The following is a 25,459-nucleotide window of genomic DNA, read 5'->3' as shown; positions in this document are numbered from 1 at the left end:
CTGGTTGTTCGCCGATCCGCCGCCGATCCCAACGCCGCTCGTTAAGGGCGCGGCGCTTCCAACCGTACCCCCGATGACGACGATGTTGTCACTGGAATTGGACAGGGCGAGTGCCGTAGTTCCGACGGCCGACGACCCGACAACGGCACCCGCAGCTATCGTGACAACGTTGTTGTTGCTGCCGCTGACCAATGTAATGCCGTCGCTGTTAGCCGACGTGATCGTCGCGTTGCCGGAAACATTGATCGCGCCATTGGATGCGGCTTCGAAGACGACGCCCGCAAAGGCGGGATCGTTCACGGACGTCGCGGTGCCGTCACCGATGTTGACGGTGACGCCGCTGACCGCAGGTGCCGTCTTGACGAGGGTGTTGCCCGCCCCGGTGCAGGTGATCGAATCGCCCGATTGGAGCGACGTCTGCGAACCGCTACCGGTAATCACGCAGGCCGCTGCTGCCGGCGCGGTGAAACAGGGCAGTGTGGCACCTGCGGCAAGAGCACTGATCGCGCTGCTCAAGAGCAGCGCGTGTCGCGGGCGCGTCGTTGCCGCGCTGACGTACGGCGAGGTCATCCAATGATTCCAAGGCAACTGCAAACTCCGTTCGCGATGCGGTCCGGATGGAATCCGGCCAGCAACGCTGGGCAGTTGCTATGCTTAGTGATGGAGGCCTTGGCCTTCTTGGACCAGCGCGCAAAGCGAAGTGTCGAAATGCGAAAGACGCAACGTTTCCGGGAATGATGTGGCCGGGGTACCACAACCGGGGCGTTGCGGACCTGCGCCTTACGCAATGCGGCTCAGGAGGCGGTTGTGCAGGCCTTTAGCGCACCCGGCCAGATCCCGCTTGCGTCCGAGCGGCCGGTCCTCGTGGCTGACGAGATGAAGCGGCTCGCAGGCGGCGATCAGCCTCGCCCCGCGACGGCCTCGCGCGGCCGGGTTGCAACGAGGACGACGTCGGGTCTCCCGTCGTCGACCTGGACCCGGTTGCGTCCCTTCTCCTTGGCGCGATAACAGGCGGCATCCGCGCGCCGCATCGCGTTCTCGAGCGTGGTGGTGCTGTCGGCGATGCAGGCGACGCCGATGCTGGCGGTCACCGCAAAGCAGCGATCGTCCCAGGCGAAGGTGAACAGCTCGAGCGCCCGCCGCAACCGTTCGGCGATATCGACCGCATCATAAGGCGAGCACTGCGGCAGGATCAGGCCGAATTCGTCGCCGCCCAGGCGCGCCACCAAATCGTGCGGACGCCGGTCCTGTTGCAGGAGGCGCGAGACCTGGCAGAGCAGGCGATCGCCGGCAAGGTGTCCGCAGCTGTCGTTGACGTTCTTGAATTGGTCGAGGTCGAGCAGGATCAGGCTCAGCGAACCCGCGGGGGCAACGTCCAGCTCGCCCTGCAGTCGCGCCTCGAAGGCGCGGCGATTGGACAGGCCGGTCAACCAGTCGTGCGAAGCCTGGAAGGCCAGACGTTCCTTCTCGGCATGCAAGGCGTGTTCGAATGCCTGTCGTTGCAGCACCAATCGTCTGGTGTGCCAGATCAGGAGCAGGATCAGGGTCACCGCGGTGACGATGTTGATGCCGGTCAGCGTCAGCTTGATGGCGCGGGAGCCTTCACCGAGGACGGCCGAGAACCGTTTGGCATGCACCGTGAACTCGGTGTTGAGCTCGGAGAGCCGTGACGATAGGACTTGCACGCGGCTTGCGTCCTGAACCCGACCGCCCTCCCACTCGGACCGAATGACCTCGCCGAAGACGCTCAGCTCCAGCAGCATGGGGTCGGTGGCGGCCCACTCGCGGATCGCTTCCTGGAGGAAGCTGACGCGGTTGAAATAGCGAAACAGCCAGATCAATCCCGGAACGTCATCGGGATGGTTGCCGCCTTGCAGGAAGCCGATGCGGGCCGCCTCGACGTCGACCGGATCGCGCTCGAGTGCCCAGCGCGCGAACTCGTCGCCGATGGGGACGGCGAGCGAGGCCTGGTACTGCGCGAACTGGCTGGCCTCGCCGGAATGCAGATAGAGATTGAGGAAATAGACGGCGTTCTTCTGCGAGCGCGACCACAATGCTTCGCCCGCGACATAGGCGCGAACCGACGACATCACCTCCAGGCTGAATCCCGCGATCGCCGCCTGAAGCACGACGACCATCACGAAAGGCGAGACGAGCTTGATGACGTGAAGAAGGCTGCGCCCCTTCATCGATGTCGCTGTTCTGCGAAACACCCTGGCGTTCCCCAAATCGCGCAACGCCCCAACGGTGCGCTGCGCCTGCAATGCCAAGTAGAGGCGATGGTTGCTTAACTCGACCTGAAAGGTGCGGAGGACTGCGTCGCAGGGTGAAGGCGTCGTGAAATGATCGGCTGCAGATTGCTTCAAATGCCGGCAAATCGCCCGACCCGACTGATCGCGTTCGTCGTGGGCGCTTTGCTTGACGAGGAGGGATGTGTCCCGAGCTAAAGCATGATCCGGAAAAGTGCGCAGCGGTTCTCCGAAAAGATCATGCTTAAACAACAACCTAAAGCGCGATGACGATTCGTCCCAATTGCATCGCGCTTTAGACCAGCACCGGCTTGCGCACACGGCCGGCGTCGCCGAACACGCGCAGATACCGCTCGATCTCCGAGGGTATGCCGGTCGCCTTCTCCGGATTGTCGGAGAGCTTGACGGCGGGACGGCCGTCGACCGACGACACCTTGCAGACCAGCGAGATCGGATCGAGATTGAACGAGCCGTCCGGCGTGCAGCCGACGAAATCATTGGTGAGGTTGGTGCCCCAGCCGAAGGAGAGCCGCACCCGGCCGGCAAAGTGATGATAGGTCTCCTCGATCGATCCGACATCCATCGCGTCGGAAAATACGAGCAGCTTGTCCTTGGGGTTGCGACCCTTCTTCTCCCACCACGCGACGATCTCCTCGCCGGCCTGGATCGGCGGCGCACTGTCGGGCCGGAAGCCGGTCCAGTCGGCAACCCATTCCGGTGCATCGCGCAGGAAGGCCTTGGTGCCGAAGGCATCGGGCAGTGCGATCAGAAGGTTGCCGCCATAGGTCTGGCGCCACTGGTCGAGAATGCGATAGGGCGCCCAGCGCAATTCCTCATCGTCCTTGGCGAGCGCGGCCGCGACCATCGGCAGCTCATGCGCGTTGGTGCCGATCGCCTCGAGGTCGTTGTCCATCGCCAGCAGCACGTTGGACGTACCGATGAAGGACGAGCCCAGGCCTTCCTTCACGGCCTCAACGCACCAGCGCTGCCAGAGGAAGCCGTGACGGCGGCGGGTGCCGAAGTCGGACAGGCGCAGATTTTCCAGCTTGCGAAGACGCTCCACCTTGGTCCAGAGCTTGGCCTTGGCACGGGCATAGAGCACGTCGAGCTCGAAGCGGCCGCGGCCCTTGATCGCCGCACGGGAGCGCAGCTCGTTGAGGATTGCGAGCGCCGGAATCTCCCACATCGTGGTGTGGGTCCAGGGCCCGTGGAAATGCAGTTCGTACTGGCCCTCGACCTTGCGCAACTCGTATTCGGGGAGGCGGAATTCGGCCAGCCAGCGGATGAAGTCCGCCGAGAACATGTGAGTCTTGCCGTAGAAGGTGTTACCGGCGAGCCAGATCAGCTCCTTCTTGGTGAAGCGGATGGTGCGGGCATGGTCGAGCTGGGCGCGCAGTTCGCTCTCGTCGATGATCTCGGCGAGCCGCACGTGGCGCGAGCGGTTGATGACCGAGAAGGTCACCTGCTGATCCGGGTAGGCCTCCCGAATCATTTGCAACATCAATAGCTTGTAGAAGTCGGTATCAAGCAGGCTGCGGATGATGGGATCCAGCCGCCAGCTGTGATTGTAGGTCCGGCTCGCAATGTCGGTCACTGTCATGGGCGAATTCTAGCGTGGCGGCCGGCGCGCAACCAGTGGATTTGGCGAGGGCTGGTCTTCCGAAAGACGGTCCAATCACGCCTTGGCGGCCGTTGCCGCCACCGTCTCGAGCTGGCTCCTGACCCAGCGATGGGCCGGGTCCTTCTGATAGCGCTGGTGCCAGACCATGAACATCGGCAGTTCGGCCAGCGTCCGGGTGCGGGAGGCCAGCGGAATCCGCGTTTGCGCGAAATCGCGCATGATCCCCGACGCCAGCAGGCTCGGCATGCTCGCCAGCATCTGCGAGCCGCGCAGGAACGACGGCACGCCGGAAAAGCTCGGCACCGAGATCGCGATGTCGCGGTGAAGGCCGTTGGCCGCCAGCCGGCGGTCGAAGTCGAGCCGCTCATTGTCGGTATAGACGACCGTGATGTGGCGCGCCGCAAGATAGGCACCGCGGCGGGTCGGCGCGGTACGCACCTTGGAATCGAAGTAACAGACGTAATGATCGCTCAAGAGGCGCTTCTGCACGATGTCGATACCGGACGGCGGCAGCGGCGTGATCAGGACGTCGCAGCGGTCTTCGCGCAGCATCGCGGGCGAGGGGGACTGCGAAGGGATCACGCGCAGGTTCAGGCTCTTCACCTGTGCTGCGACATGATCGAAGAACCGCGGCAGCAGCAGATCGCGCTGGAAGTCATTGGCGGCGATCGTCAGCGAAACCTGCGCGCGAGCCGGCTCGAACGTGACGCCACCGGCAAAGCTCCGCATCTCGTCGATCAGCGCCCGTGCCTTTGCGGCGAGGGCCTGCGCATGCGCGGTGGCGACGATGCCGCGGCCGGATTTCGCGAACAGCGGATCGCCTGCGATCCGCCTCAGCTTGTTCAGCCCGTGACTGACCGCCGATTGCGTCAGGCCGAGCCGCGTTGCCGCCGCGGTGACCGATCCCTCCTCCAGCACGGCGAGGAACAGTTCGAGCGCGTGGCCGTCGAGCGCCAAATGATCGATTTCTTTCATGCAATACATTATAATCGATCTATTTATCCGGGGAATAGACCGGGCCATTATCTCCCGATAAGCGCGTCCGGACCGGGCGCCCCCAGGGAGAGACACGATGAATGCCCAGGCGCCAGCCTTGCGGGACGCCCGCCTCAACCGTCCCGAGCCCCTGACGCCGCCGCTCGGCGACGGCGGCTTCTTCCAGCGCGACCGTTCCATCCATCCGCCGGCGCATGCGCCGGGTTACAAATCCTCGGTGCTGCGCTCGCCGCGGCAGGCTCTGCTGTCGCTGGAGGGCTCGATCTCGGAGATCACGGGGCCGGTGTTCGGCCATAACGATCTCGGTCCGCTCGACAACGACCTGATCCGCAACTACGCCAAGGACGGCGATCCGATCGGCGAGCGCATCGTCGTCCACGGCCGCGTGGTCGACGAGACCGGCCGCGGCGTGCCGAACACGCTGGTCGAGTTCTGGCAGGCCAATGCCGGCGGCCGCTACCGGCACAAGAAGGACACCTATCTGGCGCCGATCGACCCGAATTTCGGCGGCTGCGGCCGCGCGCTGACCGACGACACCGGTTACTACTACTTCCGTACCGTGAAGCCGGGACCCTATCCCTGGCGCAACTACGTCAACAGCTGGCGTCCCGCCCACATCCATTTCTCGGTGTTCGGCTCGGGCTTCGCGCAGCGGCTGATCACGCAGATGTATTTCGAGGGTGATCCCCTGATCCCGATCTGCCCGATCCTGGCGACGATTCCGGACAAGGATGCGCTCGACCGCCTGGTCGCACCGCTCGATCTCAACGCCTCGACGCCGTTCGACTCGCTCGCCTACCGCTTCGACGTCGTCCTGCGCGGCCAGCGCTCCACCTATTTTGAAAATCGCACCGCGGGGAACTGAGCCATGCCGCAGCCGCTCAACTATCTCAAGGAAACCGCCTCGCAGACGGCCGGGCCCTACGTCCATATCGGACTGATCCCGGCGATGGCCGGCTTCGACATCTTCGAGAAGAACTTCTCGAATGTCCTGACAACGCCGGATACGCAGGGCGAGCGCATCACGCTGGAAGGCAAGGTGCTCGACGGCACCGGCACGCCGCTGCGCGACGTGCTGCTGGAGATCTGGCAGGCCAATGCCAGCGGCCGCTACAACCATCCGGCCGATCGTTCGGCCGGCGCGCTGAGTGAGGAGTTTCGCGGCTGGGGCCGCGCCGGCTCCGACTTCGAGAGTGGCCTCGTGACGTTCGAGACCATCAAGCCGGGTGCCATCATCGACAGAGCGGGCCGGACATGCGCGCCGCATGTCAATGTCTGGATCGTCGCGCGCGGCATCAATATCGGCCTCAACACCCGGCTCTATTTCTCGGATGAAGAGGCCGCCAACGCCGCCGACCCCGTGCTGAATTTGATCGAGCAGCCGTCCCGGCGCTCGACCCTGATCGCAAAGCGCACCGAGCGCGGCGGCAAGGTCGTGTATTCCTTCACGATCAATCTGCAGGGGCCGGAGGAGACGGTGTTCTTCGACGTGTGACGATCGGGCGGCGTCCCGCAGGGTCACTCTACCCGGTCGTCGCGCTTGATCGTTCCGCGCGCGAGGAATTGCGGTGGCTGCCGCACCTCGCGCGATGCCAGCCGGTCGACCGGATCGCGGCCGACCTTTGGTCTCAGTGCGACCAGATCAATGAAAACGTCCGCCTGCCGGCGCAGGTTGTCGGCGACCATGGGGGGCTGAGTGGCGAGCGTGGAGACGACCGTCACGCGGACGCCGCGGCGTTGCAGAGCCTCCACCAGCGAACGAAAATCTCCATCGCCCGAGAACAACACGATCTGGTCGACACGTTCGGCAAGCTCCATCGCGCTCACGGCAAGGTCGACATACATGCTGCCCTTCACCTTGCGGCGGCCCGTAGTGGCGTCGACGAACTCCTTGGTGGGTTTGGTGACGACGGTGTATCCGTTATAGCCGAGCCAATCGATCAACGGGCGGATCGACGAAAACTCCTGATCCTCGATGACGGTCGTGAAGTAAAAGGCGCGCAACAGCGTGCCCCGGCTTTGAAATTCGTCGAGCAGACGCCTGTAATCGATGTCGAAGCCAAGCGCCTTGGACGTGGCATGGAAATTGGAGCCGTCGATAAAGAGTGCGATCTTCTCGATCGAAGACATTCTGCACAAATCCCCCGTTCCGAACGAAAGCAGCCAGTCCGGCCGTCAGGGCACGCTGCATGGGCCGGAAAGCACTGACGGCGCCGGCGGCCCTGTAGAAAAAGCGACGCAGACGACCGGACAGGAGGGCCGTCTTGCGCCGAGGTTAAGGAGGTTCGATGCCACCAGCGCCAGGGCGCCGAATGCAGCCACGCTAAGGCGCGTGCAACCCTTGCTCAATTGTACAAAGGGTAGCTTCCCCTATACGAAGGTAAGTGGCCGCACCGACAACCAGCGGAATTGCAGTTCGCGGCCGGCCTCCGACCATAAGCGCCGCCCGGATCGTTCGTCGGATGTGTCAGCCCTCTTCGCCATGGAGCTGCGCGCGGAAAGCGCGCGGCGACGCGCCCGTGGCTGCGGCATAGACGCGGCTGAAATAGGCGGGATCCTCGAAGCCGAGCGTGTAGGCGATCGTGGAGACCGGCAGATTGGTGTAGACGAGGTTCCGCCGCGCCTCGCGGATCAGCCGGTTGAGGATCAGGTGCGAGGCGGTATCGCCGGTCGCCGCCCGTGTGATCCGGTTGAGATGCGTCGGCGTCACCGCCAGCGCCTCGGCATAGTCCGCGACGCTCCAGCGCTCCAGATGGTGCTGCTCCAGCAGCGCCTCGAAGCGGCGGAACAGGCTGGATTCGACCGTGCCGTTGCCGCCGCTCTCGCTCGTGAGCGCGCGTGCCACCAGCCCGATCATGGCGGACGACAACGCGCGCAGCACATGCGCGCGGCCGAAATCGCGTGCGGCGTGCTCGGCGAAGATCTGCTTCATGATGGCGCGGATCTGCGGCGTGCCGCGCACCACGGCCGAGCGCGACAGCGCGCCGCGCAGGCCCTCGGCGGCGAGCAGCGCCTCGTCCAGAATCTCCGCAGCGATGGTCAGCACCCATCCTTGCGTCTCGGGCACGAAGCGGAAGCCGTGGACGTGGCCGACGGGCACGTTGACGATCTGCATCGGCTTCAACGGCACCACGCGTCCGTCGAGCGTCGCCTCGCCGCCGCCGCGCTCGATCAGCAGCACCTGGTGCAGCCGGGCGTGGCGGTGCACGGCCAGCGTCCAGTCGTGCAGCACCGAGCGCGACGCGATGGTCTCGCAATGCACGACGTCAGGCAGATCGCCGGACTCGCCGAACAGATTGTAGACCCGGATCGCCGGGGCAGGGGCTGAGCTTCTCATGTTCGAATAGTACAAGACAAAGGCAAAACCCTCCATCGGTTTGCGGCGTTGGATCTGCAAAAAAGTGCCGACGGGAGGATGCAAAAATGAAAGTTCAGGTCTGTATCATCGGCGGTGGGCCGTCCGGGTTGTTGCTGTCCCAGCTTCTGCACCTGAAGGGCATCGACACAATCGTGCTGGAGAAATACAGCCGCGATCACGTGCTCGCCCGCATCCGTGCCGGCGTGCTCGAGCACGGCTTTGCGAAGCTGATGCGCGAGGCCCAGTGCGGCGAGCGGATGGACCGCGAGGGGGAGATCCACACCGGTTTCGAGATCGCCCATGATGGCGTGCTGTCCAAGATCGATCTGCACAAGCATTCCGGCGGCAATTCGGTGCTGGTCTACGGCCAGACCGAGCTGACGCGCGACCTCTATGAGGCCCGAGACCGCCTCGGCGGCAAGGTCGTGCACAATGCGGAAGACGTGGCGCCGCACGATCTGACGTCGGACCGGCCCTACGTGACCTATCGATCGAACGGCGAGACGGTCCGGATCGAGTGCGATTACGTCGTCGGCGCCGACGGTTTTCACGGCGTCAGTCGCAAGTCGATCCCGAAGGACGTGCTGCGCGAATATGAAAAGGTCTATCCGTTCGGCTGGCTGGGCGTGCTGTCGCGCACCAAGCCGGTTTCGCCCGAGCTGATCTATGTGAAGCACGAGCGCGGCTTTGCGCTGTGCTCGCTGCGCTCCCAGGTGCTGAGCCGCTATTACATCCAGGTGCCGCTGACCGACAAGGTCGAGGATTGGTCGGACGATGCGTTCTGGGCCGAGCTGAAGCGCCGGCTGCCGGATCAGGTCGCCGGCAATTTGATCACGGGGCCGTCGATCGAGAAAAGCATCGCGCCGCTGCGCAGCTTCGTCGCCGAGCCGATGAGCTATGGCCGGCTGTTCCTCGCCGGCGATGCCGCCCACATCGTGCCGCCGACCGGCGCGCGCGGGCTGAACAGCGCCGCGTCCGACATCTACTACCTCTATCACGCCCTGCTCGCACATTATCAGCGCGGCGATGATTCCGGCCTCAAAGGCTATTCCGCCAAGGCGCTCGCCCGGATCTGGAAGGCGCAACGCTTCTCCTGGTGGATGACGATGCTCTTGCACCGCTTCCCCGACCGCCTCGCCTATGAGGATCGGCTGCAGCAGACGGAATTGGACTATCTGCTCTCGTCCGAGACCGCGCAGCGCCTGCTCGCGGAGAACTACGTGGGCCTGCCGTTTTAGACCGATCCCCACTTTACCCTCCCCCTCCAGGGGAGGGTAAGCGCGACTACTTCCCTTCCAGAATATTGACCGGCGTCCAATCCGTCGGCGGTGGATTCGCGATGAATGCTTGCGCGCGCTTCGCGAACAGCGCCGAGGCCGGATCGCTCTCCGAGATTCGCCCAAAAGCGTCAGCCGCCTTCGCAAACTCCCTTGACCGCCAGCAGGCGAGCCCGTCCGCATAGGCAGCAGCCAGCTTCGCCTGGCGGTCGCTCTCCGCGCCCTTCTCGGCCAATGGTTCGAACACCTTGATGGCCTCGCCGCGGCCCAGCACCCTGATCGCGTCGAGCTCGCGCCAGGCGAAGGCATCGCCGGTCTGCGCCATCGTGGTTTCGGAGGCCATGATCGCGGTGCCGTAATATTTGTTGGCACCCTCGAGCCGCGAGGCGACGTTCACGGTGTCGCTCATCACGGTGTAATTGAAGCGGCGGCGCGAGCCGATGTTGCCGACCACGGCTTCGCCGCTGTTCAGCCCGATGCGATGCGACAGGCCGTGGCCGGCGAAGGCAGGGTTGTCGGCGTTGAGCTCCGCCAGCTTGTCGTGGCACTTCAGCGCGGCGCGAACCGCATTCGTTGCGTGTGCGGGATCGTCGGCCGGCGCGCCGAACATGGCGACGATGGAATCGCCGATATATTTGTCGACATAGCCGCCATGGCTTTCGATGATGTCGGTCATGGCGGACAGATATTCGTTCATCAGCGTCACCAGCTCGCCCGGCGTCATGGTCTCGGCAATGGACGAAAAACCCCCGAGATCGGAGAAGAACATGGTGACGTTGCGCATCTCGCCGCCGAGCGCCGGCATCTTGCCGGAGGCGACCATGGTCTCGATCACCTCGGGCGCGAGGTAGAGCGCAAAGCTCTTGCGCAGGAAGCGCTCGTCGCGGTCAGCCAGCACGAAGCGGTAGCCGACCATCATCCCGATCGCGGCAAGGCTCGCGAGCGCCGGCTCGGTCAGCGGCAGCGCCTGGGCGTGAACGAAGGCCGCGACGGCCACGGCGGTGTAAACGACAGTGAGGACGAGCCAGACCGCGAGCGCCCCGGTCGGCACGAATATGGAGGCCGCGCTGGCGATGATTGCAGCGAACGCGATCGTGAGAACGGCCCGCATCGGAAAACCGAGCTCGGTAACAGCGTCGTGCTCCATCAGGTTTCGGACCGCCGTGGCGTGGACGAACACGCCCGCGACGTCGCTGCGGGATTTCTGCGGCGTGCTTGCCGGCGCGGGCAGGGCGCATCGGGGGGCCGGCGTGCCGTCATGGCCGCCGGACAGGCGCATCGAGGTAAGCTTGCGGTCCTCGAAATTCAGGACGGTGCCAAGCAGCACGACCTTGCCGTCGAAAGCGCGGCGAAAGAAATCGCGGTCGCTCTTTTCGACGCAGGCGCGCAGATCGACGAAGGAAAAGGTCGGGATGTCGCGTCCCAGCCCTCGGAAGTTGAGCGTCATTGTATTCGGCACCGCGCTCGGGATCGCGTAGCCGGACAAATCGGTCGCGCCGGAAGGCGCAATCGCTGGCTTTGCGCCGGTCGCGCGCGCAGCGAGCTCGACCGCCATCGCGGGGACCGGCCGGCCCTCGATGGCGAAGCTCAGCGGCATTCGCCGGATGACGTCGTCGTGGTCGGTATGGACATTGAGCGCCCGGACGGTGTTGCGCACGGCCACTTGCTGGGCGCGATAGGGCACTTCCGGATGGTCGTTGCTGAGGATTTCGCCGAGCACCAATTTGCCGCTGTCGGAGATTTGCCGCAGCGCGATGAGATAATCCCGATCGAATCCTTTCATGCGGCCGCCTAGCGCGGTGTCGCCAAAGGGAATCTCCGACTGCTCGATCGAGTTCTTGAAGATGACGTCGAAACCGATCACCCTGGCGCCGCCTTCGGTGATGCTGCCGAGCACCCGGCCGATCTCGCGCGTCCAGGTCTGCGTCGGCGATCCCTTGAAGGGGGGAGTCTCGTAGGTCTCACCGTCGATCGCCACGACGACGACCGGCGAATTGGCGGGATCGCGGCGGTCGGCAATGAGCTTGCCGCGCAGCGCCGTGAGGATGTCGAGTGAGAGGCCTTGCAGGACCTGAAGCGGCGGAGACGTGAAAATTGCGCCCGCGAGGAGCGCAATCAGAATCGCTGCAATGATGTCCCGTCCCCCGATCCGCCGCATCGCCCCGTCGCTAGGTCAGCTATTCGAGCCGCAGCAGGCGGCCGATGATCGGGGTCGGCGATGCGGTGGCGCTGGCATCGACCTGGAAGGTGTAGCGCTTGCTGCCGACGCTTGCGAGATAGCTGCCGCCCGGGGTCAGCGACTTCCCGGCCTTGGCGAAATCATAAAACTTGCCGCGGGTCATGACGTCGCTCTTGAGTGGCACGCTGATCGTGGGTTCCTTGCCGTCGGTGCGCTCGATCACCAGCGTGCTGCCGCTCTTGGCCTGGATGAGCGGCGCGACGCCATAGATCGTCGGCAGCCTGGAGGGAGCGGCCTTGGCATCGGACCGCATGGTCCGGAACGTGGTCGCGGCACTCTGGTTCGCCTCGCGTTCGGAGAGCTGCGCCGCCTTGGTGTCGCACGGCACCTTGGCGCGCTGCACCTCGCCGAGCTGCACGGTGCTTTGCTCGGCGCCGACCAGCACGACGCCTTCGCTGATCGTCTCGCGCAGGCAGGATTTGAGATAGCTGAGCGTAATGCTGGCCTTGGGGCCGAGCTTGATGATCTTGCCGGCCGCGACATAGTCCATGAATTCGACGCCGTCGACCTTGCCTTGCACATCCTCGACGATGGCGGCCGGCGTCTCCGCCAAGGCAGGGGCCGCAACACAGAAAGCGCCGACAGCGGCGCCGATCAGGCATTTCATTGTAATTCTCATCCAGTTCGACCGACGGTATGACCGGTCCCCGTCCTGGTTCGATGCTTAGCAGCAGGGTCTCCAGGCAAGTGTGACCAGAATCACTCTTTGTTGTTGGTGCTACTCTAGCAGGAACAGGTTCAACCCGGCGACCGGAGAAAACAGAGCTGCGGCAAGCTGTTGGTCGAATTGTCAGGCGGCCGGGACGGGCTCGACCGGAGGGCGCTCCGCTGCACTCTATATGGTAACGGGCGTGGCTTCGGTCTTCTGAAACGGCGTGGCCCGCTGCCCCGCGGCGCTGCCCCCGGAAAGCGCGCTGCTGGAGACGATCGGCAAGAGCACGGCGGAGGCGTCTTCGCTGCTCAAGCCGCTGTTCAAGCACATCCAGATGATCACCATCATCGCGCGCAGCGCGCGGATCGAGGCCGCCTCGCTCGACGGCGACCGAGCGGCTCGGCAAGCAGATGAGCCGGCTCGTGAACGAAGGCGCGGAATTCGAGAGGCTGATGAATTCGGCCCAAGGCCTGATGACCATGCTCGGCGAAAGCTCGGCGGCCCTGCCTGCGGTCGCCGCGCGGCTGGAGACTGCGGGCGCGGCGGGTGCGCAGCGGCTACAGGTGGAGGTGCAGGATCAGGCGATCCTCGACGATCTCTTCGCGCGCTACACCATGGAACGCGAGCGCGACGTTCATCGCGACTTCCTGCAAACGCTTGGACTGGTATCGACCGCCGCCTCGCGCCGGGTCGAGGCGGTCAAACCGGCGGACGACGGCATAGAATTGTTCTGACGCGCCGCAGCGATCGCCTCGTGCGGCGGGGGCAATTTGACGGGTCTGCTTTGCAGGGCATTAACCGTGGCGGAATGCTCGCCGCATCGGTCATTGTCGCGCCCCAGACTTGGTTGCAAATACCGGTGAATTCTACGGTGGGTGCTTCCATGATGCGAGACGGCAAATACGCGGCCTGGTTCAGGACGCCGCGCGCCCAGGGCACGGGCATCGTGCATCTGGCGGATGGACGGATCTCCGGCAGCGACAGCTTCTTCACCTATGGCGGGTCCTATCGGTTCGCTGACGACCAGCACTTCACGGCGGTGCTGACCACGCGGCGGTATGCCGAGGGCCCGCCGACCGTGTTCGGTCTGGACGAGGTCGAGGTCGAACTCGCGGGCGTGTGCAGCGGCGCGCTGGCGACCTGCTCCGGGAAAGCCAAGCAAGCGCCCGACGTGATGTTCGAGGTGACGCTGATCTTCTGCCGGGACGACGCGCCGGCTGCGGAGGCTCGATCCGCTGTCGTGAAGCTCAATGACAAATTGCCCAAGGGCCTCGACAGCCGTTCGCGGCCGCGCCAGTTCCCTGCGCCTGCGAGGCCTCCCGTATCTTAGTCTTGCGATAACGGTGTCGCAGTGAAACGGGCTGCGACGGCGGCGCGGCAACGGTGCATTTACACGCAGAGCGCTAGGATGCGGCCGCTGCAAAGGAATGACGAGAACATGCCCCAGATCTGGATGACCTACGACGAACTGGCGACGCTCAGTGGCTGCACGCCGGCAGAGGCCAGGCTGCGAGCGCTCCATTTGTCGCTCGACCGCCGCAAGAGCCGCGACGGGGCAACGCGCGTCAAGCTTGACCTGGCGCTGACGGCCAGGTTCTTCGCATCGATCCGCGAAGCGGATTTCGATCTCGACGGGGCCATCGAGGCGCTCCAGACCACCCACAGGCAAATGGCCGAACTGCTGGCACCGCCCGGGTTCCGCGAGCGCGGGGCAGCCTAAGCGCCAATGCCGGCATCGCTTTGCCGTTCAAGACGGTTCAAAGCCCGATCCAGGGCAGCAACACCCTGACGGACGCTCAGGCGGCCGATCTGTTGGCCGGGAAATGGTACGCGAACATCCATACGGTCGCGAACCCCGGCGGCGAACTGCGCGGGCAGATGATGAAGTAGGGATGATGTCCCGGTGGCGCTGAAGAGGTTGTCGCCGTGATCTTCAGGCTGGCGGCCGGGGCAGGAAGGCCAGGATCGTCTGGGCGAGGAGGACGCCGACGGTGCCTCCCGCCGCCTTTTGCAACACGTCGAGGAAACCCGGATCGCGATCGGGGATCAGCGCTTGCAGAACTTCCAGGCCCATGGCGACGGCCACGACGAGCGAGCAGGCCAGAGCGACCCGGCCGGGCAGCAGGAAGGACAGCAGGAAGCCCAACAGGCCGTAAGCACTGAAGCGCTCGATCACGACGATCCAATAGGCCTCGTGATGCCCCATCAGCGCCGGCCGCCCCGCCAGTCTTGCCAAGGTGGCATAGACGATGAGAGCGAGGCAGATGGCCGCGGCTGCGATGAGGTGATTTCGACGCATGGCCTACCATAGCCGCTCGGAAATCGTACCGCTTCGAAAGACGAGAACATCGTTAAAGCGCCGTGGTGGGCGCCGGCGGGGATGGTCAGGCGACCAGGACGTCGCCAGCCGGTGCCGCGGCTGCGGAGAGGCGGCGCGACTCGACGAGCTCGCTGAATTTGGCGAATGGGAGCGGAGCGGCGACGAGATAGCCCTGTCCTTCTTCGACGCCGGACGCGATCAGGGCACGGCGCTGCTCCTCGGTCTCGATGCCTTCGGCAACGACCGTCATCCGAAAATCCCTGGCGAGCGCGACCAGCATTTCGACGATCGTCGTGGTCGACGCATCCTCGGTGATGGTGACAGGCCGCTATGGCCGACACCGACGTCGTCGATGGCGAGGCGGGAGCCATGGTCACGCAGCTCGACCACAGTCGCGGCGTGCGCGAGATCGTCGAGCTCGTCGCGCTCGGTCACTTCGACCACGATCTGGCGTGCGGAGATTCTCGCCGTCAGCACCGTGCGCCGCAGCGTTTCAACGAAGCCGGCGCTCAGCAGGTGCTTGGGCATCATCCGGTCCGGGTGGAACTCAGGAGAGGCTGGGACTGATCTTGGGAATGATCTTGAGAATTATCTTGGGATTGATCCTAGCCAGCGGGGGCTAAGATAGGGTTTAACGGCCGGACCGCCCCGGAAGGGCGACCGCGTGGTTTGCCTGACCGATGGTCCGCGCGGCCCAAGCATGAAAGTTGAGCAGTATGATCAGGACGTTAAGCCTCCTCCTGTCGTTGGTCCTCGGAAGCTCGGTGGCCTCCGCGCAGGGGACCAAAGACCAGCCAGCGGGCAATCAGCCCACCACCCGCAGCGGCACGGCGACGAATTCCGGCTCGGACAGCATGGGTGGAGCTTTCAAGGGGACGGGGACACCCAACTACGGTACCAGCCCCGGGATGGGCTCCCAGAAGAAGACGAACAACTAGATCTGAACGGCCGGGCGGACTGAAGGCAGGACGCTCGGTCGCACGGGCGGTGCACGGGGTTCGGAAGGAGATGTTGCCGCGATGACGGACAAAGCTGCCGTCGGCGACGAACTGTTTCCGGGACTAGCCCTTCTTGCCGGTCTTCGACTTCAGCGAAAGACCAAGCCGCAAAGCCATGCGCTTGATCGCATCCGGCGAGCGGCCGAGAAGTTTCGCCGCCTGCTCCAGCGAAGCCGAAGACTTGGCCAACTCCATGAGCCGGCGGTCTTCCTTGAACGACCAGGGCTTGCGCGCCATAACCGAAATGATCCTCTTGTCGACACAATGACAAAGCCGCCAAGCGACCCATGTTCGCTGGACGGCTTTGCTTGGGTGGGGCCAGGCTTGGGGGAGCCTAGTGCGAAGATGGATATGCGATCGGTGAGACTTCGCAACAAACAACGCGGATTAAGCTAACCGCTCAACCTTACCGCGACAAAATCGGCCGGCGAGGTACCGTATAACCACGGTGAACGAGGGTTCATGGTGTCGGCGGGTCGAGTTCTGGTAAAAAGAACTGGAGCCTCTGCGCAGCACCTTCCCTCACGTGCCGACCAATCTTCAAGCACCACGTTGCACAAACTTCATCTTCGTCTGACAAAAGTTTCGGCGCTGCCGATCTTGAAGTCGGTGCAACGAAAAGATGAAATGAGTGCGGGAGGAACGTTCCAGCAAACGTGGGACATTCCAAATGTTGGCTGTTTTGGTTTTGGTTTCGATTTTCGCAGCGGGCTTTGGCTGCGGCTATGGTGTAAGGGCATGGCGCTCGCGGAGGCGATCGGCGCGATATCGTCTTTACGCGCCCTATACGCCGGCCTCGATGGAGGCCGGTCGAACCCAGGGGCCATCATCATCGTAGACGGCGCGCGGGTCCCCGCTCCAACAATCGTGGCGGAAACGAAATAACCACGTGCGGTTAGGTTAACTCGTCGCCGTCCTTGAGCGCTTCGGACAGGCAGCCTAAGACGGAACAATTCATGGCGAGCGTTTGGCCGCCTCTATTTTTTCGGAGGCGCGCAGGTGGACATAGATGACGTATCTCATTGCGTTGCTGGGCGCGACGATCTGCGTCCTCATTTTGATTGCGTTTGTTTGTAGTTATGGCCGGCATCTGAACGACCTTCCGGGTCCTTGGATCGTGAACGAGGGTCGTTCAAATGATTGACCAACGGCACAACGCGCCGCGCAGGTATTTCGTTGACGCGCAGGGGCACCGCGTTCTGATCGGCCTTTCGCTGCAGGAGACGGCGGAATTCGAGGCGCTGGATCTAGCACCGGCGGAGACGGTGCAAATCGCGGCCGAAACCGGCATGGGCAGGGGAACGGGTGCGGTTGACGACGTTCGGTGGCTTGAGCTCTACTCCAAGCACGAAGGAGCCTGGCGGGCATGGATCGCACGAAGCCAGGCGGAGCGGCCGCGGGATTTAGGCTTTGTTAACTATGCGTGACCGATGGTAGCGGTTTAAATCTCGAATGTGGGGATAGCCCAAATGTTTCAGCTGTTCCTGAGAGCGCGCGCACATAATCTTCTCGGCTCTCGCCGCGAGGACAAAGGTTTCAAGGCGCGCTCCGTCGAGCGTGATGCCGAGACCGACCGTGTCCGGATCGGTGCGGTCCTGGCGGCGATTGAAACGGCATTGCAGGAAGCGGAGCGGGAGCAGGCCGGCCTCAACCGGCGTGTCGATGACGCACTTGCACGTGCATCCGTCACCTTCGGAAACGGCACCGACGAATATCTCGAGCGGGAAGCGCTCGACAATCATCACCAGGACCTGTTCGCAGCCGACATTTCCAACGGCCAGCGCCGGCTGAAGGAATTGGCGAGCAGCATTGCGCACTTGAAGTTCGTCAGAACCGCAATGCTGACGCGCTTTCCGGATTTCAAACCGCCGCAGCTCAACAGCTAACGTTGAGGGATGTTTGCGGTTTAGCGCTTCGATCCTTTTTGCTATGGTCCCGGCAAGTTTTCATGGTTCGAAGGAGCAACAAGGTGCCGGTCAGACATATGCGAAGATTGGTTGGATTGGCATGCGTGTTGACACTGGCTGCGCCGGCGGCGGCATCGGCCATTACCGTCGAAGTTGCGCGCGCATGCGACGCCGCGGTGGCCAAGGCCTTTCCGCCAAGGCAAATAGGCAACCCCGCGGCCGGTAGCACCAAGGGCACGGGCAAGGATCAGCGCGAATACTTCCAGAAATGCGTCGCCAACAACGGCAAGGTCGACGACGCTCCGGCGGAGACGTCCAAGGACAGCAAGCCGGCCAAATGAGAAATCGGGCCTCGGCTAAAGCGGAATGCGTTTTGGCTGAGTCGATGCGTGCGGTGAACTCAGACCACCTCTCCCGTAGGGAGAGGTGGTCGCCCGCGTCGATCGGGCCTGACACCATCATGCTTTAGCGTCGCGGCGGCGGACAGGGCGAGTAGAACGCGCCGTTCGCCGCATTGATGCGTTCGACGCATTGATTGGGATCGGTGACCGTTCCGGCCACGGTGAAGTCGTAGCCCATGCCCTTGATCACCACGACGTAGCGGCCGGGAGCGAGCGTGAAGCCGTCCTGCTCCGGTTGCAGCAACAGCATTCTCGGCTGGTCGTCGACCGGGCCTACCTTATAGGGGTAGGACATGCTGCGGATGACCCAGGAATCTCCGGCGCTGACTATGGAGGCTTTCCCGCTGGCATCGACGCCCATGGCTCGCGAGACTTTCGCGACGACCCGAACTTCGGTCCCGCTTGCATCGACACCACCATCGGGCCTGAACACGATGAACTTGACGTCGCCGTCCATCAACGTTGTCGCGCTCGGCGTGGTGATGGCCGCCGAGATCGCGACGCGGCGGTCCGGAATTTTGCCCGGCACCGACTTGAGCTCATGGAGCTGGCCCTCGCTCAAGGCGTAGACTCCGAACGTCGTCGGCAGAGGCATCGAGGGGTGTGCAGCTTGCGCCGGCTCTTTCGGGCTATCCGGCGTCCGTTCAACAGCCTCGCCCACGGCGGAAGGCGGGCTGGCGCTCGGCTGAGATGCCGGGCTGTTTGGTGCTCGATCGGGCGGCGGCGCCATTTGCGACAATGCGCTCAGTTGCGACCTCAGCCGAGGCCAATAGACAGCCACGGTCGCGCCCGCGGCGATGAGCAGGAGGATGACCGCCAATCGAGCCAGAAGGGTGAAGGCGTTGCCGCGTTTGGGCTGATCGGGGGATCGCGGCGATGCCAGGGTACGGCGCGATGCTCCCGCGTCCTTCGCAGTTGGCGTCGCAGCGGAAGCGGATGGCGACGGAACCGGCGGAGGAGAGTGAGTAGGGACCGGCGGGGGCGCCGGGACGGCAGGTGCCGCCACAACATTTTGTGGCTCCGCCGCGCCGCTGCTCGCAAAGGAACGTTCCACCTCCTTGATGGCGCGTTCGAGGACCTGCAGAAGCTCGCGGGATTCTCGCGCGTCGGCGTGCGTGAACTGCTCGAGCAGCTTGACGCGTGCCAGCTCATAGACGATCTCCCGCATCTGCTGGGGATCGTCGGATACGGCGCGGATGCGGCTCGACAGGAGACGGATAAACCCGGCTTTGATCTGTTGCGCCGAGGGGACGTTGGCCGCAGTTTCACCGGAGTCGGTCATCAAGGGCGATCAAGTAGCCCGGATGAGGCCATTTCGCTAGGCTTTTCCGCTTGAGACGTCACGACCGAGGCCGCTCTGCCGCTGATTTTGCCGGGTCTGCCGACGCCCCTCTCGGTGCTTCGAAGGTGCTTGCTTTTGGGGGAAAACCTGTGACATTTCGCGGAGCTCCTCATTCTGGTGTTTGATCATGCGCGGCGTTCTGGCAGTCCTCACGGCTTTGACATTCCTGGCTTCGCCTGCCGTTGCGCAAGGGACCAAGGATCAGGCCAACACCACGAGCTCCAGCATCATCACGACGCCCACGAAGAAGGCGCAGACCGGTCAGGCGGCGTCGCGGCCGACCGCCGTTCGAAACCTGTCAGGCAGCCTGCCCGCTGGAAGGTCGGCCCAGGGCGTCTGGCGCGATGGCAAGCTGGTCGCCGTTCCCCGCTGAGGCCGTCACCCAACGAACCGTGATGGAACGGTGATCGCCTCCCTGACGTTCTTGCTTCGGGAGATATTCATGAAAAGACCAGTCCTGATCGCCATCGCGTTGCTTGTGCCTGCCGCCAGCTGGGCCCAGGGCGTCAACGACTCCTCGACGCCCAACCGCAACGTCACCATCATCAATCCGTCGCAGCCCGCGCCGCCCAACGCGACGCGGAACATTCCGAGCCGGATCGAGCCGCCCGTGACGACCGGCAGCGGACGTGCCCGCCCGTACTACGGGAACAGAACCCGGGGCAGCGGGTCGAGCCATCGCTATTAGGAAGCCTGTCGCTGCAACGACGGTGCACTCCCTTTGGCGCTGGCGGGAGAGCGTCGGAGGGAGGGTGCCCTCGTCGGCCCGGCCCGGAACGATGCCGTTACGCGTCCGTCTCGCCCCAATCAATCTGCATTTCTGAGAATCGTAACCCTTTGATTTCGCTGGGGCCGGCTACTGTGCATGGGGTTGTTTTTCGACTTTTGAGCGCCAGTAGCTCTCTGCGAGTCCACCATCTTGCAATTGGCAACCCTATGAGCTGAAGTTCCAAAGGGCCTCCGACTGCCGGGGCCTGCTTTGGAGTCATCGGAGTGCAATCCATTCGCCGCAATTCCGCATCGGGCCGCCGGATGCTGAGGAATGCACCAGTCAAGGCGATCGTGGCCGCCGCGGTCGGACTGACCGTGTATGGGGCTGGTCCGTTCTCATGTCTTGCTCAGAGCGACCCGGAGCCGTCGCTGAGCGACTATCTTCCGCCAAGCGAGCCGGAAGTCTCGCGCGACGAATGGCGGCAACGCATCGAGGAGGCGCGGCGGCGGGCCAAGGAGGTCTCGCGCGAGCGGCGGGAGAATCCCGAGCTCTACAAGCCGATCCCGGAAGATCCGGACCTCGTCGCGACCGAACGTCTGCTCCGCGACGACAGCCTGCAGCGGGGTGACATCGTCACGACCAAGAAGGGCATGTTCGTCTACCAGGGGCGATCCGATCAACCGCGCCGCGATCAGGACTTCGTGCCGCTCGCCCCGAGATCGGTGCGCTGAGTTAGTAGCGCCGCAAAATCTCGTTGAATTTGGGATCGGTCACTTTCGTGGTTTCGAGCAGCAGCGACTTGCCTTGCGGCGTTGCCTGCACGTAGGCCGCGACCAGCAGCGGCTCGTAACGAGAGCGGTTGGCGAGCGCGGTGCGGATGTCGGATTGCGCCAGCAGCCTGATCTCCTCGTCCGTTGCGGCGGCGCCCGAGGTCACGGTCCGGACGCGAGACATGGCAACGTCGATCGGCACCGATCCGGTCAGGTAGGACATCTTCACCGCTGGCGTCGCCGCCTCGCCGGCCTGGGTCTGCAGCGTGCCGAGCGTCAGCCACAGTGCCGGCCTGATCGGCGAGACCTTCAAGGCTGCGACGACGGCGGCCTGCGCCGCCTTGTTCTCGCTGGCCCTTCCGCCCGCATCGGTTGCAGGACGGTGAAGAACGTCAGCGGCCATCGCTGCCGCGTAATTGGCAAGCAAGTCGCCGTCCCATGAATAGGATGCCAAACGGCCGGCGGTCGCCAGCTTGGCCTTCTCAGGCGGAATTTCGCCCGAGAACAAATCACTCGCGCGAAAGTTCGGCCGTATCAGATCGCCGTAGAATTCCACGCTGGCGTGAAGCGCCAGTACGATCGCAGTTGAGATGCCGATGGCGCGAAGCAGGATCATGTTCATGGTGAAATCGGCGAGGCCTGTGAGGGCGAAACAAGCAAGGAATTGAAAGGAAGGCAGGGATTCAAACGGCCAACAGACTATCGCCCTGGATCGTCAGCAGCGTCAAGTTTCCGGTCGCGTAAGCGCCGGTGTCGATGTTGATGCGGTTCGGGCGAATGTCGGGCACGCTGACCGGCGTATGACCGTGGACGATGTATTTGCCGAAGCGTTCTTCGGAGGCGAGGAACTCCTCGCGGATCCAGAGCAGGTCCTCATCCTTCTGGCGCTCGAGCGCGACGCCGGGCTTGACGCCGGCGTGCACGAAGAAGAAGTCGCCGCAGGTAAAGGACGACGGCAATTGCTGCAGGAAGGCGAGGTGCTCGGGCGGCAGCGCGCGCCTCAGTCCTTCGATCAGTTCGACCTGTTGCTCCGCCGACGGGTTCATGGTCGGCGTGATGCCGTAGGAGACCAGCGTCAAGAGGCCGCCATAATGGCGCCACTCCTGCAGGCGGGCGGGGTCCTTGAGGACCTCGAGCAGGAAGACCTCGTGATTGCCCTTCAGGCAGACCGTCTCATGTGACTTCGAGCGCGCAATCAGCAGATCAAGAACGGCGCGTGAGTCCGGGCCGCGGTCGACATAGTCGCCGAGGAAGACCTGAATGGCCCGCTCGGGCGCGGAACGGGCCAGATCGGCGTCGATGACGGTTAACAGCGATTGAAGCAGATCGGCGCGGCCGTGCACGTCGCCGATCGCATAGACGCGAACGCCGTCGGGAAGCCGCGGCTTGGTCTTCTTTCGAAAACGGGAGGAGAGGCCCATCAGGTCGGTCGAATCGCATCCAGCGTCACGAGCGGAACGTTGTGACCGCTCTTAGCAGAACAAGTCACACATCGGTATTCTTAATTGTTTCCGACGAAGTCGCCCGCATTTTGATTAAAGGGTCGTGCGGCCTTTGAGCCGTATTTCAAGACGTATCGCGTAGCGTCTCCCCCAACAAGAACGGGGAGCGCGACATGCGCAAAGTTGTAAAGTTCCTGGCGGCCGTGGCCGCGATCGTGGTTGCTGCGGGGGTGCAGCAGCGCGCCGAAGCCGCTTTCGTCGGCGCGCCCTTGGGGCTGCGCGGTGCCATCCAGTACATCAAGTTCGACCAGCCGACGCTGGCGCCGATGGCCTTCACGCTGTTTTGCCTGAAGTACAAGGACGAGTGCAAGCCGCGGCCGCAGCAGATCGTGTTCAGGGGCGGCCGGCTGAAGCTCACGGCGGAGCGGCTGGCGCAGATGCAAGATGTCAACCGGCAGGTCAATACCGCGATCCGTCCCGAGGCCAATCTGGAAGGACTGCGCGGCGAGAAATGGCTGCTGCATCCGGCGAGCGGCGACTGCAACGACTACGCCGTGACAAAACGCCACGAATTGATCGCCAAGGGCTTTCCGGCGCGCGCGGTGCTGCTCAGCGAGGTCGTGACCACCTGGGGCGAGCATCATCTCGTGGTCGTGGTGCGGACCTTCTCCGGTGATCTCGTGCTGGACAATCTCTCCGGGCACATCCTGCCGTGGTCGAAGAAGCCCTATCGCTGGGTCCGCATTCAATCGCCCAAGAACCCGAACTACTGGGCCTCGCTCGGCGACCGCTCGGTCTGATCACCCGCGCTCTATCGTGATCCGGACTGGCTGACGCTCTGCGACAGCCCCAGTCCCACGATCACCGAAAGACACAGGATTGCCGCGGGCCGCAGCAGTCCGGGACCTGCGAAGCTCTGAACCAGCGCAAAGAGCAGACAGGCCGCGGCGGACGCGGGGAAGAACGAGTCGCGTCCACGCTGCAAAGCGCCGAAGACCAGCCGCACCAGAGCGATCAGGCTCGCCGCGATCAGGGCCGCCAGACCGAGCCATCCCATCTCCGCAAAGACGGCCGTCGCTGCCGACGGCGCCGTCAAGATCGCTCCAATGTCGCTCTGATAGATCCTGCCCAACGCGGCAAAGGTCCCTGCGCCCGCGCCGAACCAGCGTGTGTCGGCCAACATCCGCTCGAGGGCGGCCTTCGTTTCGACGCTCATCTCCGGCACCAGCCGCAAGAGGACTGGTCCGGAGCCCTTCTCAAACAGAAAGGTCAGGACGATCGCTGCTCCAATCAGAGCTGCCAGCGCCAGCGCGCCCGCTGCCAATGGCGACAGGTCGAGCCTGCGGATGACGAGGATCAGCAGGATCAGTGCGATGCCGAAGCTTGCGGCCACTGCGCTGTTCGTGCCTGAGAGGCCGAAGATCGCAAGCGCGCTGATCAGGGCACCCACAAGGCTCAACAAACCAAGCACGATCGAGCGAAGCAGCGAATGGTGCGTTTCGGCCCGCTCCGCGGCAAGCTGCATGATCGCCAGGTTCAGGACGAGGCCGAAGCCGGCCAGGGTTGTTGCCAGTTCGGAAGTTGCGGCGGCCTGTGCGCCTGCTGGTGACAGCCGATGCAGATCCAGTGTCAGGGCGGAGACCGCGGCGATACCGGCGAGGACGAAGAGGACCAGTTCGGCGCGGCCGCGGTCACGCACCACCAGGATGGTAACGCCGAGCGCCGAGACCGCTGCAACCGCCAGGAGCAGCGCGCTGACGGTCAGGCCGATATCGGCGGTGATCGGGCCGAGGGACAAGCCACCCAGGACTTCGTGAGCGCTCGCCCAGATCGGATGTGCCAAGCTCAGCGGAAGCGGCACGAGCTGAGCCGCGATGCAGAGCGGAATGGCCATCAGGATCCAGCGGCCCCAGGAGGTCGCGCGAACATAATGGTCGGAGTCGGCTTTTCGCGCGGTTGCGGTGGCTGCCAGCAAGCTCAGCGCGGCGGTCATCGTCCCGAGCTGTGCACCGAACTTGGCGCCGGCGATTTCGAGAGCGGAAGCGGAAACGATGGAAACGATGAGGGTAAAATAAGCGAGGGACAAACGGCGCGCTCGAAGGGAATCCTGAAACTGTCAGGTCACCATACAAGCGAGCGGGTGGTTTTCAAACAGAGGCCAGCCTCGGTCCAACACTTAAACCTTGGACCGTTTGCGCGCGTTGTAGCGTTGATTGGCGTCAGCGGCTGGCTTTGACCGGGCGGCCGAAGACGCGCGCGGCACGTGCGGCGGCAAGGCTGAAGCGCGCGGCCGAGCCAAAGAGATAGCCGGCCTGGAGAGCAATGGCCGCAAATACCGTGGCCTTCAGGCCTTCGAGGGCGCCAAGGCTGGTCATCAGGCTGACCGGCAGCACGGTGAGCAGCAAAGCGAATGTGACGGGCAGCAGCACCAGGACGCGAAAGCGTTGGCCCAGCACGGCACCTACCAGAAAGCTGAAAATCAAAAGCGCGGTCATCCGAAACACTCCGTGCCTCGGACCCTAGGTTCCCCACCCTAAAAAGACCCTTAAGTTGTATGGCTAAATTTGGCCTATAGGCTGCAATTCGCCAGCAGCGAATGATAGGCCTCCCGCAAGCCGTTCAGCGCCACCACACCCTTGATCTCGCTGTCGCTTTCCTTAACCACGATGGACAGTGAAGCCGTCGTCTGCCACTTGCCGGCGGCAAAGGCCGAGACCTCGTCGGGCAGCAGCACCGCGGCCCCGGCGGCGGCCATGCTGGCGTCAAAGGATAAAGTGCCGCCGCCGCTCGCGGCGATGGTGACCTTGGGGTGGCTCCGGGGCGGGAAGGGCCTGATCAAGGCCACCAGCACGTCGATCTTGCCCTTGGGCGCACAGCGCACGATCAGGCCGGCAAAGTCCGGGTCGGATTGGGTGGTGTCCGCGGTTTTCGTGATGGCCGCGAAGCTTTCGCCATCCTTGGCTCCTTGCGTCCGGCTGAATTTCCAGACGGAGGAGGGCGCAGGGGCGGCCACCTCAAGGACGGGGACGCCCGAGCATGAGGACCGAGCGCACGAGATCGCCGGCTCCAGAGGGCGGTCCGTGCCGCCAAGGAAAGATCCAGCCAGAAAGGCGAACAGAAGGAGGCCAGTCACGGGGAGTCCTCTCTTGATGGGTTCCCGTCTTAGCAGAGGAGG

General features: G+C 63.9%; 33 protein-coding genes and 1 pseudogene. 16 read left to right on the top strand and 18 right to left on the bottom strand.

The genetic code is table 11. From position 1 onward, the window contains the following. Positions 1-4: 4 nt before the first annotated feature. Entirely contained in the window at positions 5-577 is a 573-nt protein-coding gene (locus D6B98_RS40965; protein WP_245481467.1) for a hypothetical protein, read from the top strand. Positions 578-899: 322 nt separating this feature from the next. Here the strand turns inward: D6B98_RS40965 and D6B98_RS26490 are convergent, their stop codons facing one another. From D6B98_RS26490 to D6B98_RS26480, 3 genes are all read right to left on the bottom strand, one after another. Then, entirely contained in the window at positions 900-2,213 is a 1,314-nt protein-coding gene (locus D6B98_RS26490) for a GGDEF domain-containing protein (RefSeq protein ID WP_126259871.1), read from the bottom strand. Between the two features lie 331 nt (positions 2,214-2,544). Beyond that, positions 2,545-3,849 carry a nicotinate phosphoribosyltransferase gene (pncB, locus tag D6B98_RS26485; protein WP_126259868.1) on the bottom strand — a complete coding sequence of 435 codons (1,305 nt, stop codon included), beginning with the start codon at positions 3,847-3,849 and terminating at the stop codon, positions 2,545-2,547. Positions 3,850-3,924: 75 nt separating this feature from the next. Beyond that, entirely contained in the window at positions 3,925-4,854 is a 930-nt protein-coding gene (locus tag D6B98_RS26480; protein ID WP_164718877.1) for a LysR family transcriptional regulator, read from the bottom strand. 88 nt (positions 4,855-4,942) lie between these two features. Between D6B98_RS26480 and pcaH the strand changes: the two genes are divergently transcribed. After that, positions 4,943-5,731 (top strand): protocatechuate 3,4-dioxygenase subunit beta, encoded by a 789-nt coding sequence (pcaH, locus tag D6B98_RS26475; RefSeq protein ID WP_126259865.1) that lies wholly within the window; start codon positions 4,943-4,945, stop codon positions 5,729-5,731. A gap of 3 nt (positions 5,732-5,734) precedes the next feature. Further along, on the top strand, positions 5,735-6,361 hold the full coding sequence (gene pcaG / locus D6B98_RS26470; RefSeq protein WP_126259863.1) for a protocatechuate 3,4-dioxygenase subunit alpha: 627 nt from the start codon (positions 5,735-5,737) through the stop codon (positions 6,359-6,361). A 23-nt stretch (positions 6,362-6,384) separates the two neighbouring features. Here the strand turns inward: pcaG and D6B98_RS26465 are convergent, their stop codons facing one another. Next, complete coding sequence (locus D6B98_RS26465; protein WP_126259861.1) at positions 6,385-6,996, bottom strand: LabA-like NYN domain-containing protein; 612 nt, start codon at positions 6,994-6,996, stop codon at positions 6,385-6,387. A 337-nt stretch (positions 6,997-7,333) separates the two neighbouring features. Next, positions 7,334-8,239: a helix-turn-helix domain-containing protein gene (locus tag D6B98_RS26460; RefSeq protein WP_126259859.1), complete on the bottom strand. Its 906-nt coding sequence runs from the start codon at positions 8,237-8,239 to the stop codon at positions 7,334-7,336. Between the two features lie 50 nt (positions 8,240-8,289). Between D6B98_RS26460 and pobA the strand changes: the two genes are divergently transcribed. Then, a complete protein-coding gene (gene pobA / locus D6B98_RS26455) occupies positions 8,290-9,462 on the top strand; it encodes a 4-hydroxybenzoate 3-monooxygenase (protein ID WP_126259858.1) in 1,173 nt (390 codons plus the stop codon). A 46-nt stretch (positions 9,463-9,508) separates the two neighbouring features. Here the strand turns inward: pobA and D6B98_RS26450 are convergent, their stop codons facing one another. From D6B98_RS26450 to D6B98_RS40120, 3 genes are all read right to left on the bottom strand, one after another. Then, the gene (locus D6B98_RS26450; RefSeq protein ID WP_126259856.1) at positions 9,509-11,659 is read right to left on the bottom strand and encodes an adenylate/guanylate cyclase domain-containing protein; all 2,151 of its coding nucleotides are present in this window, start codon (positions 11,657-11,659) and stop codon (positions 9,509-9,511) included. A gap of 19 nt (positions 11,660-11,678) precedes the next feature. Further along, positions 11,679-12,347: a hypothetical protein gene (locus tag D6B98_RS26445; protein ID WP_164718876.1), complete on the bottom strand. Its 669-nt coding sequence runs from the start codon at positions 12,345-12,347 to the stop codon at positions 11,679-11,681. 228 nt (positions 12,348-12,575) lie between these two features. Beyond that, entirely contained in the window at positions 12,576-12,740 is a 165-nt protein-coding gene (locus D6B98_RS40120) for a hypothetical protein (protein ID WP_164718875.1), read from the bottom strand. Between the two features lie 104 nt (positions 12,741-12,844). Here D6B98_RS40120 and D6B98_RS26440 point away from each other — a divergent pair, with 104 nt between their 5' ends. The 4 genes and pseudogenes from D6B98_RS26440 to D6B98_RS26425 all read left to right on the top strand — a co-directional run. Continuing rightward, positions 12,845-13,126: a hypothetical protein gene (locus D6B98_RS26440; protein ID WP_245481466.1), complete on the top strand. Its 282-nt coding sequence runs from the start codon at positions 12,845-12,847 to the stop codon at positions 13,124-13,126. A gap of 149 nt (positions 13,127-13,275) precedes the next feature. Beyond that, on the top strand, positions 13,276-13,722 hold the full coding sequence (locus D6B98_RS26435) for a hypothetical protein (RefSeq protein ID WP_126259852.1): 447 nt from the start codon (positions 13,276-13,278) through the stop codon (positions 13,720-13,722). A 108-nt stretch (positions 13,723-13,830) separates the two neighbouring features. Beyond that, the gene (locus D6B98_RS26430) at positions 13,831-14,112 is read left to right on the top strand and encodes a hypothetical protein (protein ID WP_126259850.1); all 282 of its coding nucleotides are present in this window, start codon (positions 13,831-13,833) and stop codon (positions 14,110-14,112) included. 5 nt (positions 14,113-14,117) lie between these two features. Continuing rightward, positions 14,118-14,282, top strand: a pseudogene (locus tag D6B98_RS26425) (CHRD domain-containing protein); the annotation flags it as partial. A 43-nt stretch (positions 14,283-14,325) separates the two neighbouring features. Here the strand turns inward: D6B98_RS26425 and D6B98_RS26420 are convergent. The 4 genes from D6B98_RS26420 to D6B98_RS40115 form a co-directional block, all read right to left on the bottom strand. Further along, a complete protein-coding gene (locus D6B98_RS26420; RefSeq protein WP_126259849.1) occupies positions 14,326-14,691 on the bottom strand; it encodes a VanZ family protein in 366 nt (121 codons plus the stop codon). An 85-nt stretch (positions 14,692-14,776) separates the two neighbouring features. Further along, a complete protein-coding gene (locus D6B98_RS41510; protein WP_283810166.1) occupies positions 14,777-14,992 on the bottom strand; it encodes an EAL domain-containing protein in 216 nt (71 codons plus the stop codon). Then, the gene (locus D6B98_RS41505; RefSeq protein ID WP_283810165.1) at positions 14,959-15,240 is read right to left on the bottom strand and encodes an EAL domain-containing protein; all 282 of its coding nucleotides are present in this window, start codon (positions 15,238-15,240) and stop codon (positions 14,959-14,961) included. The genes D6B98_RS41510 and D6B98_RS41505 overlap by 34 nt, the downstream gene beginning before the upstream one ends. Before the next feature lie 533 nt (positions 15,241-15,773). Beyond that, a complete protein-coding gene (locus tag D6B98_RS40115; protein WP_164718874.1) occupies positions 15,774-15,947 on the bottom strand; it encodes a hypothetical protein in 174 nt (57 codons plus the stop codon). Positions 15,948-16,172: 225 nt separating this feature from the next. Here D6B98_RS40115 and D6B98_RS26410 point away from each other — a divergent pair, with 225 nt between their 5' ends. From D6B98_RS26410 to D6B98_RS26395, 4 genes are all read left to right on the top strand, one after another. Further along, complete coding sequence (locus D6B98_RS26410) at positions 16,173-16,595, top strand: hypothetical protein (protein ID WP_126259847.1); 423 nt, start codon at positions 16,173-16,175, stop codon at positions 16,593-16,595. A gap of 251 nt (positions 16,596-16,846) precedes the next feature. Continuing rightward, positions 16,847-17,137: a hypothetical protein gene (locus D6B98_RS26405; RefSeq protein WP_126259846.1), complete on the top strand. Its 291-nt coding sequence runs from the start codon at positions 16,847-16,849 to the stop codon at positions 17,135-17,137. A 42-nt stretch (positions 17,138-17,179) separates the two neighbouring features. Further along, positions 17,180-17,596, top strand: a complete 417-nt coding sequence (locus tag D6B98_RS26400; protein ID WP_126259844.1) for a hypothetical protein — start codon at positions 17,180-17,182, stop codon at positions 17,594-17,596. Between the two features lie 125 nt (positions 17,597-17,721). Further along, the gene (locus D6B98_RS26395; protein ID WP_235885164.1) at positions 17,722-17,958 is read left to right on the top strand and encodes a hypothetical protein; all 237 of its coding nucleotides are present in this window, start codon (positions 17,722-17,724) and stop codon (positions 17,956-17,958) included. A gap of 124 nt (positions 17,959-18,082) precedes the next feature. Here the strand turns inward: D6B98_RS26395 and D6B98_RS26390 are convergent, their stop codons facing one another. Next, positions 18,083-19,300 (bottom strand): superantigen-like protein SSL4, encoded by a 1,218-nt coding sequence (locus D6B98_RS26390; RefSeq protein ID WP_126259843.1) that lies wholly within the window; start codon positions 19,298-19,300, stop codon positions 18,083-18,085. Positions 19,301-19,487: 187 nt separating this feature from the next. Here D6B98_RS26390 and D6B98_RS26385 point away from each other — a divergent pair, with 187 nt between their 5' ends. From D6B98_RS26385 to D6B98_RS26375, 3 genes are all read left to right on the top strand, one after another. Continuing rightward, a complete protein-coding gene (locus D6B98_RS26385) occupies positions 19,488-19,733 on the top strand; it encodes a hypothetical protein (protein WP_126259841.1) in 246 nt (81 codons plus the stop codon). 69 nt (positions 19,734-19,802) lie between these two features. Next, positions 19,803-20,048 (top strand): hypothetical protein, encoded by a 246-nt coding sequence (locus tag D6B98_RS26380; RefSeq protein ID WP_126259839.1) that lies wholly within the window; start codon positions 19,803-19,805, stop codon positions 20,046-20,048. A 305-nt stretch (positions 20,049-20,353) separates the two neighbouring features. Beyond that, positions 20,354-20,803, top strand: a complete 450-nt coding sequence (locus tag D6B98_RS26375) for a hypothetical protein (protein WP_245481465.1) — start codon at positions 20,354-20,356, stop codon at positions 20,801-20,803. A 1-nt stretch (position 20,804) separates the two neighbouring features. Here the strand turns inward: D6B98_RS26375 and D6B98_RS26370 are convergent, their stop codons facing one another. Beyond that, complete coding sequence (locus D6B98_RS26370) at positions 20,805-21,464, bottom strand: hypothetical protein (protein ID WP_126259838.1); 660 nt, start codon at positions 21,462-21,464, stop codon at positions 20,805-20,807. A 61-nt stretch (positions 21,465-21,525) separates the two neighbouring features. Continuing rightward, positions 21,526-22,263, bottom strand: a complete 738-nt coding sequence (locus tag D6B98_RS26365; protein WP_126259836.1) for a metallophosphoesterase family protein — start codon at positions 22,261-22,263, stop codon at positions 21,526-21,528. A 194-nt stretch (positions 22,264-22,457) separates the two neighbouring features. Here D6B98_RS26365 and D6B98_RS26360 point away from each other — a divergent pair, with 194 nt between their 5' ends. After that, complete coding sequence (locus D6B98_RS26360) at positions 22,458-23,084, top strand: transglutaminase-like cysteine peptidase (RefSeq protein WP_126259834.1); 627 nt, start codon at positions 22,458-22,460, stop codon at positions 23,082-23,084. An 11-nt stretch (positions 23,085-23,095) separates the two neighbouring features. Here the strand turns inward: D6B98_RS26360 and D6B98_RS26355 are convergent, their stop codons facing one another. The 3 genes from D6B98_RS26355 to D6B98_RS26345 form a co-directional block, all read right to left on the bottom strand. Continuing rightward, complete coding sequence (locus tag D6B98_RS26355) at positions 23,096-24,277, bottom strand: hypothetical protein (protein ID WP_245481464.1); 1,182 nt, start codon at positions 24,275-24,277, stop codon at positions 23,096-23,098. 226 nt (positions 24,278-24,503) lie between these two features. Next, complete coding sequence (locus D6B98_RS26350; RefSeq protein ID WP_126259830.1) at positions 24,504-24,779, bottom strand: hypothetical protein; 276 nt, start codon at positions 24,777-24,779, stop codon at positions 24,504-24,506. A gap of 74 nt (positions 24,780-24,853) precedes the next feature. Then, entirely contained in the window at positions 24,854-25,297 is a 444-nt protein-coding gene (locus tag D6B98_RS26345; RefSeq protein ID WP_245481463.1) for a hypothetical protein, read from the bottom strand. Positions 25,298-25,459 lie beyond the last annotated feature (162 nt).

Source organism: Bradyrhizobium sp. LVM 105, assembly GCF_003957705.1.
Classification (GTDB): Bacteria; Pseudomonadota; Alphaproteobacteria; order Rhizobiales; family Xanthobacteraceae; genus Bradyrhizobium; species Bradyrhizobium frederickii.
The sequence above is the reverse complement of the archived record's forward strand: the minus strand, read 5'-3'. Positions and strand labels throughout refer to the sequence as shown.